At 69.3% G+C, this 17,629-nt stretch carries 15 protein-coding genes; 9 read left to right on the plus strand and 6 right to left on the minus strand.

Annotation, left to right across the window (positions count from 1 at the left end; all coding sequences use genetic code 11):
• Positions 1 to 24 precede the first annotated feature (24 nt).
• From HV742_RS11140 to HV742_RS11165, 6 genes are all read right to left on the minus strand, one after another.
• Positions 25 to 462 (minus strand): universal stress protein, encoded by a 438-nt coding sequence (locus HV742_RS11140; protein WP_175145138.1) that lies wholly within the window; start codon positions 460 to 462, stop codon positions 25 to 27.
• A 120-nt stretch (positions 463 to 582) separates the two neighbouring features.
• The gene (locus HV742_RS11145; RefSeq protein ID WP_175145140.1) at positions 583 to 2,292 is read right to left on the minus strand and encodes an ABC transporter ATP-binding protein; all 1,710 of its coding nucleotides are present in this window, start codon (positions 2,290 to 2,292) and stop codon (positions 583 to 585) included.
• Entirely contained in the window at positions 2,289 to 3,173 is an 885-nt protein-coding gene (locus HV742_RS11150) for an ABC transporter permease (RefSeq protein ID WP_175145142.1), read from the minus strand. Before HV742_RS11150 ends, HV742_RS11145 begins: the two co-directional genes overlap by 4 nt.
• Complete coding sequence (locus tag HV742_RS11155; protein ID WP_054482314.1) at positions 3,170 to 4,147, minus strand: ABC transporter permease; 978 nt, start codon at positions 4,145 to 4,147, stop codon at positions 3,170 to 3,172. Before HV742_RS11155 ends, HV742_RS11150 begins: the two co-directional genes overlap by 4 nt.
• 12 nt (positions 4,148 to 4,159) lie before the next feature.
• Positions 4,160 to 5,848: an ABC transporter substrate-binding protein gene (locus HV742_RS11160; RefSeq protein WP_175145144.1), complete on the minus strand. Its 1,689-nt coding sequence runs from the start codon at positions 5,846 to 5,848 to the stop codon at positions 4,160 to 4,162.
• A gap of 34 nt (positions 5,849 to 5,882) precedes the next feature.
• The gene (locus HV742_RS11165; protein ID WP_081335808.1) at positions 5,883 to 6,710 is read right to left on the minus strand and encodes a hypothetical protein; all 828 of its coding nucleotides are present in this window, start codon (positions 6,708 to 6,710) and stop codon (positions 5,883 to 5,885) included.
• Positions 6,711 to 6,936: 226 nt separating this feature from the next.
• Between HV742_RS11165 and HV742_RS11170 the strand changes: the two genes are divergently transcribed.
• From HV742_RS11170 to HV742_RS11210, 9 genes are all read left to right on the plus strand, one after another.
• Positions 6,937 to 8,178 (plus strand): SfnB family sulfur acquisition oxidoreductase, encoded by a 1,242-nt coding sequence (locus HV742_RS11170; protein WP_175145146.1) that lies wholly within the window; start codon positions 6,937 to 6,939, stop codon positions 8,176 to 8,178.
• Positions 8,179 to 8,182: 4 nt separating this feature from the next.
• Positions 8,183 to 9,400: an SfnB family sulfur acquisition oxidoreductase gene (locus tag HV742_RS11175; RefSeq protein ID WP_175145148.1), complete on the plus strand. Its 1,218-nt coding sequence runs from the start codon at positions 8,183 to 8,185 to the stop codon at positions 9,398 to 9,400.
• 20 nt (positions 9,401 to 9,420) lie between these two features.
• Positions 9,421 to 10,791, plus strand: a complete 1,371-nt coding sequence (locus HV742_RS11180; RefSeq protein WP_020925504.1) for an LLM class flavin-dependent oxidoreductase — start codon at positions 9,421 to 9,423, stop codon at positions 10,789 to 10,791.
• Positions 10,792 to 11,947: 1,156 nt separating this feature from the next.
• Positions 11,948 to 12,754, plus strand: a complete 807-nt coding sequence (locus tag HV742_RS11185) for a MetQ/NlpA family ABC transporter substrate-binding protein (RefSeq protein WP_175145150.1) — start codon at positions 11,948 to 11,950, stop codon at positions 12,752 to 12,754.
• 48 nt (positions 12,755 to 12,802) lie between these two features.
• Positions 12,803 to 13,396, plus strand: a complete 594-nt coding sequence (gene ssuE, locus HV742_RS11190) for an NADPH-dependent FMN reductase (RefSeq protein ID WP_054419216.1) — start codon at positions 12,803 to 12,805, stop codon at positions 13,394 to 13,396.
• Positions 13,397 to 13,413: 17 nt separating this feature from the next.
• Positions 13,414 to 14,379 (plus strand): sulfonate ABC transporter substrate-binding protein, encoded by a 966-nt coding sequence (locus HV742_RS11195; RefSeq protein ID WP_175145152.1) that lies wholly within the window; start codon positions 13,414 to 13,416, stop codon positions 14,377 to 14,379.
• 17 nt (positions 14,380 to 14,396) lie between these two features.
• On the plus strand, positions 14,397 to 15,569 hold the full coding sequence (ssuD, locus tag HV742_RS11200) for an FMNH2-dependent alkanesulfonate monooxygenase (protein ID WP_054419213.1): 1,173 nt from the start codon (positions 14,397 to 14,399) through the stop codon (positions 15,567 to 15,569).
• Positions 15,569 to 16,354 carry an aliphatic sulfonate ABC transporter permease SsuC gene (ssuC, locus tag HV742_RS11205; RefSeq protein ID WP_175145154.1) on the plus strand — a complete coding sequence of 262 codons (786 nt, stop codon included), beginning with the start codon at positions 15,569 to 15,571 and terminating at the stop codon, positions 16,352 to 16,354. The genes ssuD and ssuC overlap by 1 nt, the downstream gene beginning before the upstream one ends.
• Positions 16,355 to 16,379: 25 nt before the next feature.
• Complete coding sequence (locus HV742_RS11210) at positions 16,380 to 17,609, plus strand: acyl-CoA dehydrogenase family protein (RefSeq protein ID WP_175145156.1); 1,230 nt, start codon at positions 16,380 to 16,382, stop codon at positions 17,607 to 17,609.
• Positions 17,610 to 17,629: the final 20 nt, after the last annotated feature.

A 17,629-nucleotide genomic window follows, 5' to 3' on the forward strand; every position in this document is an offset into this window, starting at 1 on the left:
CCGCGGGCCGCGGCGTGAGCCCGCCTAGCGGAACACCAGCACCGGCAGCTTGGTGCGCGCCAGCACGCGCTGGGTCTCGCTGCCGAGCAGGAAGCCGGTCATGCCGTGGCGGCCGTGCGACCCCATCACAATCAGGTCGCAGCCGCGCTTTTGCGCCGTATCGACGATGGCCTCGTGCGGATGGTCGTTGACGGCGACGGCGGTTTCGCACGGCACCAGGGCGTGGCGCGCCTCGGTTGCCAGCCCGTCGAGGTAGGCGGTGGCGTTCTTGCGGGCCTGGTCGGTGTGCTGGGCCTGGTGCGCGCCCAGCATCTCAGCCTGGTAGACCGTCAGGTGATCTTCCGGGATGGCGCGCAACAGGGTGATGGAGGCGTTCATTTCCTTGGCGAAAACGAGCGCCTTCTTGAACGCCGACTCGGACAGCAGGGAGCCGTCCACGGCGATGAGCAGATGCCTGTACATGTTGCGTCTCCTTTGGGAAAAAGGAACGTCCAGCAAGGGCGAATTCAGTATAGGCCCGCCCCTGCCCGCAATCCAGTACCGCATTCGGATGAACGCCGGGCTCCTTCCACGCGCTCCCTGTCAGGCGCGGCGGCGCAGGGTTTCCCCTTCCCCCTCCAGGCCGCGCGGCAGCGCGTCGATCAGGCTGCGCGTGTAGGGATGGCGCGGCGCGCGCCACAGCGTGGCGTTGGGGCCTTCCTCGACGATGCGGCCGGCGTGCATCACCAGCACCCGGTCGGCCAGGTAGTGCACCACCGACAGGTCGTGCGAGATGAACAGGTACGACAGGTTGAACTCGGCCTTCAGGTCGACCAGCAGGTTCAGGATCTGCGCTTGCACCGAGACGTCCAGCGCCGATACCGGTTCGTCGCAGATCACCAGCGACGGCCGCAGCACCAGGGCGCGGGCGATGCCGATGCGCTGGCGCTGGCCGCCCGAGAATTCGCTGGGGTAGCGCGCCAGGGCGCCGGAGGGCAGGCCGACCGCGTCCAGCATGTGGGCGATGCGGCGGCGCCGTTCCTGGCGGTCGGCGATGTGGTGGATGCGTAGCGCCGATTCCAGGATGTCGCCGACGGTGTGGCGCGGGTTGAGCGAGGCGTAGGGGTCCTGGAAGATCATCTGCACGTTCTGGCGGTAGGCCGCCAGGCCGCGCCGGTCCAGGCGCGCGGTGTCGTGCCCGCGCAGCAGGATCTGTCCGGCGGCGGGGGCCAGCAGTCGTACGAGGGTGCGCGACAGGGTCGATTTGCCGCAACCGGATTCGCCCACCAGGCCCAGCGTCTCGCCGGCGGCGATCTGGAACGACACGCCGTCCACGGCGCGCTTGGCTCCCTGGCGCGTGGCGTAGTCGACCCGCAGGTCGCGCACCTGCATCAAGGGCAGGGGATGGGGGTCGCCCACGGCGGCGTCGTTGGCGGCCGCCACGCGCGGCGGCGTCACCAGGCCGAAGACCGGCCGCCCCGAGGCCGGATCCAGCCGGGAGCGGATCTCCGGCAGGCGTCGCTGGCGGTAGTGGGTGGCGTCGTCCAGCCGCAGCGAAGCGCCCAGCAGACCCTGGGTATAGGGATGGCGCGGCCGCGCCAGCAGCGTGGCGGCGGCGCCTTCCTCGACCTTCTCGCCGTTCACCATGACCGCGACGCGGTCGGCCCAGTCGCCGACCACCGCCAGGTCATGGGTGATCAGCAGCAGGCCCATGCCCAGCGCCGAGCGCAGGTCGTCCAGCAGCCGCAATATCTGCGCCTGCACCGTCACGTCGAGCGCGGTGGTGGGCTCGTCGGCCACCAGCAGCGCGGGCTCGCAGGCGATGGCGGCGGCGATCATGGCGCGCTGGCGCTGGCCGCCCGACAGCAGGTGGGGGTAGTCGTCGACGCGCCGCTGCGGCTCGGGCACGCGCACCAGGTCCAGCAGTTCGATCGCGCGTTGCCGCGCGGCCCGGGCCGAGGCGCCGCGATGCAGCCGCAGGGCCTCGCCGATCTGCTGGCCCAGCGTCAGCACCGGGTTCAGGCTGGTCATGGGTTCCTGGAAGATCATGGCGATGCGGTCGCCGCGCAGGGCGCAGCGCTGGCGCTCGGGCAGCGCCAGCAGGTCGCGCCCCTCGAACAGGATGCGGCCGCTGGCGCGGGCGTGGCGCGGCAGCAGGCCCAGCAGCGCCAACGCGGTGGTGGACTTGCCGCAACCGGATTCGCCCACCAGCGCCAGGGTCTCGCCGGCGGCGATGCGCAGGTCCAGTCCGTTGACGGCCTGATGGCCGGGGAAGGCCACGTTCAGCCCTTGGATGTCGATCAGTGTGCTCATGGGGAGGCAGTCGGTAGCGGGGCGGCGGGCGCCACGGCGGCGCGCCGCCGCAGCTTGGGATTGAGCGCGTCGTTGATGGCGTCGCTCAGCAGGTTCAGGGCCAGCACGGCCGCCATGATGGTCAGGCCCGGCAGGGCGGTCATGTACCAGGCGGTGCGCAGCGCCTCGCGCCCGGCGCCCACCATGCTGCCCCAGCTGACTACGTTGGGGTCACCCAGGCCGAGGAACGACAGGCCGGCTTCGGACAGGATGGCGTTGGCCACCAGAACGGCGGTGGTCACGATGATGGGCGGCAGGGCGTTGGGCAGGATCTCGCGGAAGATGATGCGGGCGTGGCCGGCGCCCAGCGCCTGCGCGGCGCGCACGAATTCGCGTTGGCGCAGGGTGATGAACTCGCCGCGCGTCAGGCGCGCGATGCCGGTCCAGGAGGTCACGCCCAGCGCGAAGATGATGGTCGACAGCGACGGCCCCAGGATCGCCACCAGCACGATCGCCAGCAGGAACGAGGGCACCGTCTGGAACAGCTCGGTCAGGCGCATCAGCACCGCGTCCACGCGCGGCCCGGCATATCCGGCGATGGCGCCCACCAGCAGCCCCAGCGCCAGCGCGATGGCGGCGGAGGCGCCGCCCACCAGCAGCGAGACTCGGGCGCCGTGGAACAGGCCGGCCAGGATGTCGCGGCCCATCAGGTCGGTGCCGGCCGGAAATTCCGCGTCGGTGCCGGGCCAGGTGAAGGGCGCGCCCACCATTTCCAGCGGGTCGCCCGGATACAGCCAGCCGGCCGTGGCGGCGGTGGCCACCAGCAACAGCAGCACAGCCGCGCCGATGGCGGCGGAAGGCGCCCGCAACAGGCGCGCCAGGAACGTCAAGGCGTGCTTCATGCTTTCCTCACGCGCGGGTCGAGCAGGCCGTAACAGGCATCCACGACGATGTTCATTACCGCCACCAGCGCCGCGCTCATCAGCAGGATGCCCAGCAGCAGGTTGACGTCGCGGCTGGCGATGGCCTCGAACGACAGCTGGCCCAGGCCGGGCCAGGCGAATACGGTCTCGACCACGATGCTGCCGCCCAGCAGCGCGCTGCTCTGCAGGCCGAGCATGGTGACCACCGGCAGGATCGCGTTGCGCAGCGCGTGGCGCCAGATCACCCGGCCCTCCCCATTGCCGCGGGCGCGGGCGGTGCGGATGTAGTCTTCCTGCAGCGTCTCGATCATGGACGCGCGCGACAGCCGCGCGTAGATGGCGACGTAGTAGATCGCCACCGTGGCCACCGGCAGCACCAGGTGCCGCGCGTAGTCCAGCCACAGCGCGCCGCCGGTATGGGCGGCGCCGACGTCGCGGATGCCGCCGACCGGCAGCCAGTCCAGGTGCACGCCAAAGCCGACGATCAGCATCAACGCCGTCCAGAACATCGGCGCCGAATAACCCGCCGTGGCCAGGCCGGACAGCAGCGTGTCCAGCAGCCCGTGCGGCCGCCGCGCCGCCAGCACGCCCAGCAGCACGCCCAATGCCACCGACAAGGCCAGGCCGGTGCCGATCAGCGCCAGGGTGGCCGGCAGGCGGCCGAAGATCAGGTCGGCCACCGGTTCGCCATAGCGGAACGAATAGCCCAGGTCCAGCGAAGCCAGGCTCTTGAGGTAGTAGCCGAGCTGCGCCAGCAGGCCCCGGTCCAGGCCGTAGGCCTGGCGCAGCTCGGCCACGTGGGCGGGAGTGATGCCGCTGTTCTCGGCGGCGATCACGTCCACCAGGTCGCCCGGCACCAGCTTGAGCAGGAAGAAATTGGCGACGCCCGTGGCGGCCACCACGAACAGGATCTGCAGCAGGTAGCGGACGGGACGGGGCAGGCGCGCAAGCATATCGCCGGCCCCTCAGGCCTTGCCGAGCCAGACGTGGGCGAAGTTGTTGCGCGAGTGCGACGACGCGTCGGTCACGTTGCGCAACTGCTTGTCCCACACGCCGAACCAGCGGAACTCGAACAGGCCGATCAGCGGCAGGTCGCGCTGCGCCAGCCGTTGCAGCTCGTTGTAGTGTTCGATCCGCTTCTGCGGATCGGTCTCGACCTGGGCCGCCTCGATGACGCGGTCCATGTCGGGATTCTTGTAGCCGGACACGTTGTACCAGGGGGTGCCGCGCGCCTCCGCCTTGCTCCAGTAGCGCGTCTCCACGCCCAGCTGCGGGTCGATCAATACCGTGCCCCAGGAACTGATGAGCTGGAAGTTGTAGTCGGTGAAGACGTTGCGCGTCCAGGTGGCCAGGTCCAGGCCGCGCAGCGTCACGTCAATGCCGATCTTGCGCAGCGCCTGCCGCACGAATTCGCCGGTGCGGCGATAGTCGTCGCCGAACGGGATGTAGTCGTGCGTCAGCGCGAAACGCCAGCCGCCGGCGCCGCGCGGGTAGCCGGCCTCGTCCAGCAGTTTCTCGGCCAGCGCCGGGTCGTAGGGATACTGCTGCACGTTGGGGTTGTGATAGGGCTTGACCAGCGACGGCACCGGGCTGACGAAGGGCTCGGCATAGCCGTTCCACACGGTCTTGACCAGCGCCTGCTTGTTGACGGCGTGCGCAATGGCCTGGCGCACCTTGAGATTCGACAGGATCGGGTCGCGCAGGTTGGTTTCCAGCCATAGCCAGGCCGCGAAGCCGTTGTAGCCGGCGGTGTCCACCGCCAGCTTGGGCAGTTTGGCGAGCCGGGTGGCGTCGGTGAAGGCGACCGGATTGCGCTCGCCATACGAGACCGCGCCGGTCTCCAGCGCCGTCGCGCGGCCGGAGACGTCGGGCACGATCTTCCAGACGATACGGTCCAGGAACGGGCGCTCCGGCTGCCAATAGCGCTCGTTGCGCTCGAGCACGATGTAGTTGCCGCGGTTCCATTCCTTGAAGACGAACGGCCCGGTGCCCACCGGTTTGTTGTTGTAGGGATTGTTCTGGATGTCGGTGCCTTCAAACAGGTGGCGCGGCAGGATCGGCGCGCCCAGCGAGTCGATGGCATTGAGCGCCACCGGCGTGGGCTGCGACAGGTGCAGCACCACGGTGTGGTCGTCGGGCGTCTCGATCCGCTGCAGGTACTGGAACACGCGGCGCGCGCTGGGCGCGTGCTTGAGCCAGACCTCTTCGGCCGACCATTTCACGTCGGCGGCGGTGAACGGCTTGCCGTCGTGCCACAGCACGCCCTGCCGCAGCTTGAAGGTGAGGGTCTTGCCGTCTTCCGACACGCTCCAGCTTTCCGCCAGGACCGGCCGCGGCTTCAGGTCGGGGCCGTATTCCACCAGGCCGTCGAAGATCTTGCTCGCGACCGCGCCGGTAGGGGTGGAGGAGTTCAGGTAGAAAGCCAGCGTGGGCGGCTCGGGGTGCACCACCGCGTTCAGCACGCCGCCCTTGACCGCGCCGTCCAGCGTGTTCGGCAGGCTCTGCGTGTCGGCATGGGCGGGCGCCATGATCACATTGGGAAAGACGGCGCCGACGCCCATCAGCGCGCCGGCGCCCATCAGCCAGCGGCGCAAGGGGTTGACGGTATCCTGCGGCGCGTCGGTCTCGTGCGCCGGGGGCAAGGGCTGGGTCATGCGGATTCCTTCGGTCGTAAGGGGAGCGGCCGCGTCAGGCGGCCAGGCTGGTCAGGGAAGGCAGGTCGTCGGGCGCCACGCGCAGCAGGGTGGCGAGCAGTTCGCGCCGCCAGGCGTCGTACAGCGCCACGTGGTTGCGCGTGTCCAGGCCGGTGGCGCGCAGGTTCAGTTGCCAGGAGTCGCGCAGGTAGGGACCGAGCAGGCGCTGCACGTCCTCGTCGGCCTGGACCAGGCCTTCGGTCCAGTCGTGGCGCTCGCTGTCGCCGGCGCCGGCCAGCTTGCGCAGCCACCATTGCGTGATGCGGATGCGGTGGGCTTCCTCATCGGGCAGGATGCGGTTTTCGCCGAACTCGCGGTGGCCGAAGTCCAGCACCTTCGCGGTGCGGCGGTTCACGAACAGCCGCGCCAGGATGTAGTGCTCGTAGTGGAACTGCCAGGCCAGGAAGTTCTGCCAGTTGCGCAAAGCGAAGCCGCCGACCAGGTCCCAGGCGTCGCGCACGCCCTGCTCGACCTCGGGCCTGGCATCGCGGCCCAGCAGCAGGGTGGCCCGCGCCAGCGAGAACTCCGCATGGGCCGCGTCATCGCCCAGCTGGCGCGCAAGCGCGAACTGGAACTCGGTGTCGTCGCGGAACAGGCCGGCGATGGCGTGCGCCGCGACCTGCGTGATGAACAGGTCGTGCACGGTGTTCCAGACGGCGTACTCGCCGGCCGCGCGCCGTTCCTCGGCGCTGGCCAGGTCGCGCGGCGGGTCGTTGCGCGCGGCGGGAATGTTGGGGGCCACCGCCAGGCGGATGTCGTCGAACAGGCGCGCTTCCAGGGCGCCGTCGTAGTCCAGGGCAATGGGCAGATCCAGTTCGGGCATGGGGTGGCGCGGCGTTCGAGGAAAAGCTCGACTCTAAGCAAGCGCCGAAGCGCGCCGCAAACACTCTTTCGTGATTTGGATATGCCGGCCCGCGGATCGCTAATAGAGGCGCATGACGCGATCGCGGCGCATATACCGATTCCAAATATCCGCATGAGAAATCCGTCCTTCCGTGCGTCGGGGCGTGTCGATAGGCTGATCCTTTCCCCTCCGTGCGCAACCTCCCATGCCGCAAGCCGTGAGTTTTTCCCAGCCCATCGATGATGACGACGCGCCGCGCGTCGTGCCCGCCGCCCGCATTCGCGATGACGCCGAAGCCATCGACGCCGCGCGCATCCTTGCCGCCGATTTCGCCCAGGGCGCGGCGCACCGCGACCAGACCCGCAGCCTGCCGTGGCGCGAGATCGAGCGTTATTCGGCCAGTGGCCTGGGCGGCATCACCGTGCCGCGCGAGTACGGCGGCGCCCAGGTGTCGCACGTGACGCTGGCGGACGTGTTCCGCATCCTCAGCGCGGCCGATCCGTCGCTGGGCCAGATTCCGCAGAACCATTTCGGTTCGCTCAACTTGTTGCGGCAGGTCGGCACGCCGGGGCAGAAGCGGCGCTACTACGAGGGCGTGCTGGCCGGCCGCAGGCTGGGCAACGCCGGGCCCGAGCGCCACACCCGCCATGCGCGTGACGTGCAGGCGCGGCTGGTGGCCGATGGCGACGGCTATCGCCTGTCCGGGCGCAAGTTCTATTCCACTGGCGCGCTGTATGCGCACTGGATTCCCACCAAGGCGCTGGACACCGAAGGCCGCCTGGTGACGGTGTTGCTCGAACGGGACGCCGCCGGCCTGACGGTGGTGGACGACTGGTCCAGCTTCGGCCAGCGCACCACCGCCAGCGGCACGGTGCTGCTGGACAACGTGCGGGTCGAGGCGGACAGCGTGCTGCCCGCCTGGCGAGTGCAGGAAGCGCCAGCCTTGCAGGGCCCGTTCGCGCAACTGATGCAGGCCGCCATCGACGCCGGCATCGCCGAAGCGGCCCTGAACGACACCGTCAAGTTCCTGCGCGAGCGCGCCCGGCCCTGGGCCGAGGCCGGCGTCGAACGCGCCACGCAGGATCCCTACGTGATCGGCGACGTCGGCCGGCTGTTCATCGATCTGCACGCGGCGCAGGCGGTGCTGGCCGAAGCCGCGGCGCACCTGGATGAAGCCACGCCGCGCGCGCTGGATGCCGACGACGTGGCCGCCGCGTCGATCGCGGTGGCGCGGGCCAAGGCGTTGACCACGGAAATCGCCCTGGCGGCCAGCGAGACGCTGTTCGAACTGTCCGGCGCCCGAGCCTCGCTGGCGGAGTTCAACCTGGACCGTCATTGGCGCAACGCCCGTACCCATACCTTGCACGATCCGGTGCGCTGGAAATACCACGCGGTCGGCAATTACCTGTTGAACGGGCGCCGCCCCAACCGCCATTCCTGGATCTGATGCCATGACCGACATCGCCATCTCGACCCTGGCGCCGCGGCGCGCCGCGATCATCGGCAGCGACGCGCAAGCGATCGCGGTCGCGCGTGAACTGGCCGCGGACTTCGCCCGCGACGCCGCCGTGCGCGACCGCGAGCGGCGCCTGCCGCTGCCCGAACTGGAGCGCTATTCGCAGTCCGGCCTGTGGGGCATCACGGTGCCGCGCGAGCACGGCGGCGCCGGCGTGTCGCGGGTGACGCTGGCCGAGGTCACCGCGATCATCTCGGGCGCCGACGGCTCGCTCGGGCAGATCCCGCAGAACCATTACTACGCGCTGGAGGTGCTGCGGGTCAACGGCAATGCCGACCAGCAGCGCCGCTTCTACGCCCGCGCCCTGGCGGGCGAACGCTTTGGCAACGCGCTGGCCGAGATCGGCACGCGCACCGCCGCCGAGCGCCGCACGCGGCTGTCGGCCGATGGCCAGGGCGGCTGGCGCATCAACGGCAGCAAGTTCTATTGCACCGGCGCGCTTTACGCGCAATGGATTCCCACCGCGACCGTGGGCGAGGACGGCCTGCAGCGGCTCGCCTTCGTGCGCCGCGACAGCCCCGGGGTGGAGGTGATCGACGACTGGTCGGGCTTCGGCCAACGCGTGACCGGCAGCGGCACGGTGCTGTTCCAGGACGTGGCGGTGCCGGCGGAGGACGTGATGGTGCTGGTCGACCCTTCCGCGCCGCCCAACACGATCAAGCCGCTGGCGCAGATCATCCATGCGGCCATTGACCTGGGCATCGGCCAGGCTGCCCTGGCCGATGCGCTGGATTTCGTGCGGGAGCGTTCGCGGCCGTGGATCGACGCGGGCGTCGAGCGCGCCGCCGATGATCCCTTGACCATCAGCGAGTTCGGGCGCCTGTCGATCCGCCTGGACGCCGCCCGCGCGCTGGTGGCGCGCGCCGGCCGCATCCTCGACGTCGCCACCGCCGACCCGCAGCCGCATCTGGTGGCGGCCGCCGCCATCGCCGTGGCCGAGGCCCGGGCCCTGACCACGGAATCGGCCCTGGCCGCCGGCACCAAGCTGTTCGAGCTGGCGGGCACGCAAGCCACGCTCGATCAACTCAATCTTGACCGCCACTGGCGCAATGCCCGCACCCACACGCTGCACGATCCGGTGCGCTGGAAGCGCCACGCGGTCGGCAACTACTACCTGAACGACGCCGCGCCCGGCCGCGTCGGCACCACTTGATTCCCTCGGAACGGCACGCCATGGCGAAAAAGCAGATCCTCCTGAACGCGTTCAACATGAACTGCGTCGGCCACATCAACCACGGCCTGTGGACCCACCCGCGCGATACCTCGACGCAGTACAAGACGCTGGACTACTGGACCGACTTGGCGCGCCTGCTGGAGCGCGGCCTGTTCGACGGCCTGTTCCTGGCCGATATCGTCGGCGTCTACGACGTGTACCAGGACTCGGCCGACCTGACGCTGCGCGAGTCGATCCAGCTGCCGGTCAACGACCCGCTGCTGACCGTCTCCGCCATGGCCGCCGCGACCCGCCACCTGGGCTTCGGCGTGACGGTGAACCTGACCTACGAGGCGCCGTACCTCCTGGCGCGCCGCTTCTCGACGCTGGACCACCTGACCGATGGCCGCATCGGCTGGAACATCGTCACCGGCTACCTGGAAAGCGCGGCGCGCGCCATGGGCCTGTCCGAACAGATCGCGCACGACGAGCGCTACGACCGCGCCGACGAGTTCCTGGAAGTGGCCTACAAGCTGTGGGAAGGCAGCTGGGACGACGACGCGGTGCGCGCCGACCGGCGCGCGCGTGTCTACGCGGACCCGGCCGCCGTGCGGCGCATCGATCACGAAGGCAAGTACTACAAGGTCCAGGGCTACCATCTTTCGGAGCCGTCGCGCCAGCGCACGCCGGTGCTGTACCAGGCCGGTTCCTCGGGCCGCGGCCAGGCCTTCGCGGCGCGCCACGCCGAATGCGTGTTCGTGTCGAGCCAGACCAAGGAAGGCCTGCGCAAGCTGGTGGCGGGCGTGCGCGAGTCGGTGGCGCGCGAGGGCCGGGATCCGCGCGACATCAAGTTCTTCATGGGCGTGACGGCGGTGGTGGGCCGCACCGAGGCCGAGGCGCGCGAGAAGCACGCGGAGTACCTGCGCTATGCCAATCCGGAAGCCGGCCTGGCCCACTACGCCAGCTCCACCGGCATCGACTTTTCACGCTATGCGGCGGACGAGCCGATCCGTTATGTGAAGAACAACGCGATCGAGTCGGCGGTAAAGAACCTGACGGTGGCGCGCACGGACCGCACTGTGCGCGATCTGTTGGCCGACATGGCGCTGGGCGGACGCTATCCGGCGCTGGTGGGCAGCGCGTCGCAGGTGGCCGATGAGCTGGCGTCGTGGGTCGAAGAGACGGACATCGATGGCTTCAACCTGGCGCGGACGGTGACGCCGGAGTGCTATGCGGATTTCGTCGATCTGGTGGTGCCGGAGTTGCAGGAGCGCGGGGTTTACAAGACGGCTTATGCGGAGGGGACGTTGCGGGAGAAGTTGTTTGGGGCGGGGCGGGCGTTGCTGGCGGGGGGGCATGCTGCTGGGGAGTATCGGCGGGTGGTGGCTTAGGTTTTTGGGGGCTGGGGGCGGAGCTTCGTAGGTCGCCCCTCGGTCGGGCGGACCCGATGGCGGGCGCCCGCGATTGCGGTCCGGAGCGTTCGCTCCGGACTTCCCCATCCTCATCCTCGTCCTCGCCTTCGGCGACTCCTTCGGATTCCGTCGGGCGCATCGAGGTTGCCCGCCATCGGGTCCGCCCGACCGAGGGGCTACGAGCGTCTGGGCTTGTCGCGCTGCTAGAGCCGGGTGCGGGGAAGGGAATTTGCGGGGCTGCCCATCGCGGCCGCGCGGGCGGCCACGATGGGCGTCTGTGCATCTGAAATTTAAGCGGGTGCGCTGCGCGCGGGTGGCGAGCGGTTTTCTGGCGGTTCCGCTCCGAAGGAGAGGGGGGTAATGGCGGCGCGGTGGGGGCTGGCTTGCGCGTGACGAGCGCGTGCGCCGCCGACAACAGTCGTGGTGCTGGCAGCCGCGCAATCGCACCGGATAGCGCCCTTTTCCTGGTGCCGATAGCCGTGCAATCGCGTCGGATGGGAGCCTTTCCACCCGCGAGGGGAGTGTCAGTATTTTTGTGCTTAAGGCATTAAAAGCCTGATCGTCGTTTAGATCAGGTCTGTTGATGCTATCGCAGCGAGAGGGGGCAGTGACGCCCTGAAGAGAGCGTCATCATCCCGACGCAAGACACCACGTAAGCCGCAAAAGGCCGCCCGCGCGGCCGGCTTGCGGCGGGCCCCGCAAGACCTTTCCCTCCCCCCGTTGTGCGCCAAAACGCCAAGCACACCACCCGCCCCAGCGACCGTCATTACGTCTCATCGCGAGCGCGTGGCGGGGTCGGTGGGGGATGGCGGGGCGTGTAGATGCGCCCGAGGGAATCCGTAGGGAGCCGAAGGCGGACGAGGATGACGAAGGGGCAGTCCGGAGCGAACGCTCCGGACCGCAATCGTAGCCCCGCCATCCCCCACCGACCCCGACACGCGCGCCTTAAGAACCCAACTTCGCCGCCCAACACATCAATCCAAACTCCCCGAAATAACCTCATATTTCCAAAACCCCAAAACCGGAAAAAAATCCAACCCTCACCACATATCCTCATACCCACTAAGTATTTTTCCCAAGGATTTCGCAATGACAGAATCCAGTCATCCCATTCGAATTCAGCCGGAAAGACACGATGTCCCTCACCCGCCACCTGCTCACCGCGACCACCCTCGCCCTGACCCTGATCGGCACCGCTCACGCCGACACGCAGGAAAAAAAGACCATCACCGTCGGCATCTCCGTCGGCACCACCGAAAAGATCTTCGACGTCGTCAAGCAGGTTGCCGCCCGTGAAGGCCTGGAGATCAAGCTGGTCAAGTTCAACGACTACCAACTTCCGAACGCCGCCCTCAACGCCGGCGACCTCGACGCCAACGCCTTCCAGCACAAGCCGTTCCTCGACAACCAGATCAAGGCGCGCGGCTTCGACATCGTGCCCGTCGGCCTGACCGTCACCGCGCCGCTGGGCTTCTACTCGCGCAAGATCAAGTCGCTCAACGACCTGCCCGAAGGCGCGTCGGTGGGCATCCAGAATGATCCCTCCAACGGCAACCGCGCCCTGCGCCTGCTGGCCGCCTACAAGCTCATCACCCTCAAGCCGGAGGCCGAGCAGAAGAACAACGCCACCCCGCTGGACGTGGTGTCCAACCCGCGCAAGCTCAAGCTGGTGGCGCTGGACGCGGCGCAGCTGCCGCGCTCGCTCGACGATCTGACGGCGGCGTCGATCAACAACGACTACGCCACCCAGGCCGGCCTGGTGCCGGCGCGCGACGCCATCGGCCGCGAGGCCGCCGACGGCCCTTATGCCAACGTGATCGCGGTGCGCACCAAGGACCGCGACCAGCCCTGGGTCAAGAAGCTGGTGGCCGCCTACCAGTCGCCCGAAGTCCGCACCTTCATCGAAACCGAATTCAAGGGCTCGCTGATTCCCGCCTTCTGAGCCGGCCTGCGCCGCGCACGATTCTCCAACGCAACACCGGCATCCAACATGAGCATTCTTACCCTGGCGGGCAGTCCGTCGCAGCGTTCCCGTTCCTCCGCACTGCTGCGCCATGCCGCGCAATTGCTGCGCGCGCGTGGGTTGGGCATCAGCGAGCTGGGCCTGCGCGACGTGCCCGCCGAAGACCTGGTCGAAGGCCATTACGCCGGGCCGGCGGCCCATGCGCTGCGCGCCCGCGTGGCGGCGGCCGACGCCGTGCTGATCTCGACGCCGGTCTACAAGGCCTCGTTTTCCGGCGGCCTGAAGGCCGTGCTGGATCTGTTGGACGAGAAGGCGCTGGCCGGCAAGGTGGTGCTGCCGATCGCCACCGGCGGGAGTCCGGCGCATCTGCTGGCGCTGGAATACGGGCTCAAGCCGGTGCTGTCGGCGTTGGGCGCGCGCCACATCCTGGCCGGGGTCTACGCCACCGACAAGCAGGTGCGCGTCGATGACGATGGCGTCAGCCATATCGATGACGACGTGCGCACGCGGCTGGAGGATTCGGTGGAGCGCCTGGCCGAGCAACTGCGGCCGCGCGGCGTGGTCGTCAATGAAGCCTTCGATCTCGGCCGGCTCGCGCTCGCGGGCGGCTTCAGCGTCTGAACCAAAAAGGGGTTTCCATGCGCAGCATGATCTGGATATCGCGTCTTTCCGTCTTCCGCTGGCTGGCGGCGCTGCTGTGCGCGGCGTTGCTGTGGCCCGCCGCGCAGGCGCAGGACGCCAAGACGTTGCGCATCGGCTTCCAGAAGTACGGCACGCTGACCATCGTGCGCGCCCTGGGCGACCTGGACAAGCGACTGGCGGCGCAGGGCATCACGGTGAAGTGGACCGAGTTTCCCGCCGGCCCGCAGCTGCTGGAAGGACTGAACGTCGGCTCGATCGACTTCGGCACGGTGGGCGAGGCGCCGCCGGTATTCGCGCAGGCCGCCGGCGCGGCGCTGGTGTACGTCGGCAACGAACCGCCGTCGCCCACCAGCGAGGCGATCCTGGTGCCCAAGGATTCGCCGATCAAGAGCGTCGCCGACCTGAAGGGCAAGAAAGTCGCGCTGAACAAGGGCTCCAACGTGCACTACCTGCTGGTCAAGCAGCTCGAGCGCGCCGGCGTGCCCTATGCCGACGTGAACGTGGCCTACCTGACGCCTGCCGACGCCCGCGCGGCGTTCGAGCGCGGATCGGTCGACGCCTGGGTGATCTGGGATCCGTTCCAGGCCGCGGCCGAGAAGCAATTGGGCGCGCGCGTGCTGGCCGATGGCACCGGCGTGGTCAAGAACTATCAGTTCTTCCTGGCCGCGCGACCGTACCAGCAAGCGCATCCCGAAGTGATCCAGACCGTGCTGGAGGAAATCCGCAAGGGCGACCTGTGGGCGCGCGACCATCGCGCCGAGGCCGTGGCGCTGCTGCAGCCGGTGCTGGGGCTGGACAAGGCGGTGGTCGAACTGGCCGCCGAGCGGCTGGCCTACGGCGTGCAGCCGATCACCCGGGAAGTGCTGCTGGAACAGCAGCAGGTGCCCAATGCGTTCCACGCGCTCAAGCTGATTCCCAAACCCCTCAACGTGTTCGACGCCGCGCCGTCGGGCCTGAAATAGACAAGGGCAGGCATTCCATGGACGTCTTCTGGTTCATTCCCACCCACGGCGATTCGCGCTATCTCGGCACCAGCCGCGGCGCGCGCGCGGCCGGCTACGACTACTTCCGCCAGGTGGCGGTGGCCGCCGACACGCTGGGCTACGACGGCGTGCTGCTGCCCACCGGCCGCTCCTGCGAGGATGCGTGGGTGGTGGCGTCCAGCCTGATCGGCGCCACGCGCCGCTTGAAATTCCTGGTGGCGATCCGTCCCGGCGTCAGCTCGCCGCAGTTCTCGGCGCGCATGGCCGCCACTTTCGACCGCCTGTCCGAAGGGCGGCTGCTGGTCAATGTGGTGACCGGCGGCGACCCCGGCGAGCTGGAGGGCGACGGCGTCTTCGTCAGCCACGACGAGCGCTACGCCATCACCGCCGACTACCTGCGCATCTGGCGCGGCATCCTGGAGAACAGCCACGAGGCCGAGGGCTACAGCTTCGAGGGCGAACAACTGGTGTCCAAGGGCGGCAAGGTGATCTACCCCCCGGTGCAGAAGCCGTATCCGCCGCTGTATTTCGGCGGCTCATCGGAGGCCGCGCACGAACTGGCCGCCGAGCAGCTCGACGTGTACCTGACCTGGGGCGAGCCGCCCGAGGCCGTGGCGAAAAAGATCGCCGACATCAAGGCGCGCGCCGCGCGGCATGGGCGCACGGTTCGCTTCGGCATCCGCCTGCATGTCATCGTGCGCGAGACCGAGGCGGCCGCCTGGGCCGCCGCCGACGCCCTCATCAGCCACCTGAGCGAGGACGCCGTGCGCGCCGCGCAGACGGCATTCTCGAAAATGGATTCCGAAGGCCAGCGCCGCATGGCGGCGCTGCACGGCGGCAAGCTCAACGACGAGCATGGCGGCCGCAAGCACCTGGAGATCTCGCCCAACCTGTGGGCCGGCGTCGGCCTGGTGCGCGGCGGCGCGGGCACCGCCCTGGTGGGCGATCCCAAGACCGTGGCCGCGCGCATCCAGGAATACGCCGACCTGGGCATCGAGACCTTCATCTTCTCCGGCTATCCACACCTGGAAGAGTCGTACCGCTTTGCCGAGCTGGTGTTCCCGCTGCTGCCCGGCAAGGGCGGCAAGCAGGTCGGCAACACGGTGCTCACCGGGCCGTTCGGCGAAGTCATGGCCACCGAACTGGTGCCCAAGGAAGCGGCCAGCTGATGGCAGCCGCCCGCAAGCCCGGCGGCTGGCGCGCGGCGCTGGCGCCCTGGCTGGTCCCCGCCCTGATCCTGGGCCTGTGGCAGCTGTCCGCGCAGGCCGGCTGGCTGTCGTCGCGCATCCTGCCGGCCCCGTCGTCGGTGGCGGCCGCGGCCTGGTCGCTGGCGGCGTCGGGCGAGCTCTGGCAGCACGTGCGGGTGAGCGCGCTGCGGGCGCTGTGGGGCCTGCTGCTGGGCGGCGGGCTGGGCCTGGCGCTGGGCCTGTTGAACGGTTCCTCGCGCACCGCCGAGACCTTGCTGGACACCACCTTGCAGATGATCCGCAACATTCCGGTGCTGGCGCTGATTCCGCTGATCATCCTGTGGTTCGGCATCGAAGAGACCGCCAAGCTGGCGCTGCTGTCGCTGGGCGTGTTCTTCCCGGTCTACCTGAATACCTTCCACGGCATCCGTTCGGTCGATCCGGCGCTGATCGAAATGGGGCGCTCCTACGGCCTGACGGGCTGGCGCCTGTATCGCGACGTGATCCTGCCGGGCGCGTTGCCGTCGATCCTGGTCGGCCTGCGCTTCGCGCTGGGGCTGGTGTGGGTGATCCTGATCGTGACCGAGACCATCTCGGCGCAATCGGGCATCGGCTACATGACGATGAACGCGCGCGAATTCCTGCAGACCGACGTGGTGCTGCTGGGCATCCTGCTCTACGCGTTGCTGGGCAAGGTGGCCGACACCCTGGCGCGGCTGCTGGAGCGCCGCCTGCTGCGCTGGAACCCGGCCTACCGGCCGGCCTGACCCGCCTTTTCCACCACGAGATTCCATGGCCAAGATCCAGACCGACCCCGATACCGCACGCGCGCCTGCCGCCGGCGCCGCGCCGGCGCGCGCGGCCGACGACATCCCGCGCGCCGTCCAGGCCCTGGCCGATCAACTGGCCGCCACCGCCGTCGAGCGCGACCGCCAGGGCGGCCACGCCGCCGCCGAGCGCGAACAGATCCGCGCCAGCGGCCTGCTGCGCCTGTCGGTGCCGACCCAGTACGGCGGCGCCGGCGCCAGCTGGTCGACCGTGCTGGCGGCGGTGCGCACGCTGGCCGAGGCCGACAGCGCGCTGGCGCACGTGTTTGGCTTTCACCATCTGCAAGTGGCAGGCGTGCTGCTCTATGGCACGCCTGAACAGCACGCGTATTTCCTGAAACCCACGGTCGAACGCAATCTGTTCTGGGGCAACGCGCTCAATCCGCTGGACCGGCGGGTGGTGGCGCGGCCCGAGCTGGACGGCTACCGCATCGACGGCGTCAAGAACTTCAGCTCCGGCTCCGTCGGCTCCGACCTGCTGACATTCTCCGCCTGGCACAAGGCCTCGGATACGGCGTTGATCGCCGCGCTGCCGACCCGCGCCGAGGGCATCACCGTCAATCCCGATTGGGACGCCTTCGGCCAGCGGCAGACCGACAGCGGCACCGTGCGCTTCGACCACGTGCGCCTGGAGCCTGTGCAGGTGCTGCAGGCGCCTGGCGTCGCGCCCACGCCGCGCGCCACGCTGCGCTCGCAGGTGGCCCAACTGATCATGACCAACCTGTACCTGGGCATCGCCCGCGGCGCCTTCCGCGAAGCGCGCCGCTATGTGCGCGACGACGCCCGGCCCTGGTTCGCGTCGGGCGTGCAGCGCCATGCCGACGACCCCTACGTGCAGGAGCGCTTCGGCGAATTCTGGCTGCGGGTGCAGGCGGCGCAGGCGCTGGCCGACGTGGCCGGCCTCAGGCTCGACGCCGCGCTGGCGCGCGGGCCGTCGCTGACGGCGGACGAGCGCGGCGAGGTGGCGGTGGCCGGCGCCCAGGCCAAGGTGCTGGCGCACCGCGCCGCGCTGGAGGTGGGCAACGGCCTGTTCGACGTCACCGGCGCCTCGTCCACCGCGGCGCGCTATGGCTACGACCGCTACTGGCGCAACGCGCGCGTGCACACCCTGCACGACCCCGTGGCCTACAAGATCCGCGACCTGGGCCGCTACGCGCTGCTGGACCAGGTCCCCGAACCCACCGCGTATTCCTGATGCGCATGACTCTCACCCTG

It is taken from the genome of Achromobacter ruhlandii (assembly GCF_902859695.1).
In the GTDB taxonomy this organism is placed as follows: Bacteria; Pseudomonadota; Gammaproteobacteria; order Burkholderiales; family Burkholderiaceae_B; genus Achromobacter; species Achromobacter ruhlandii.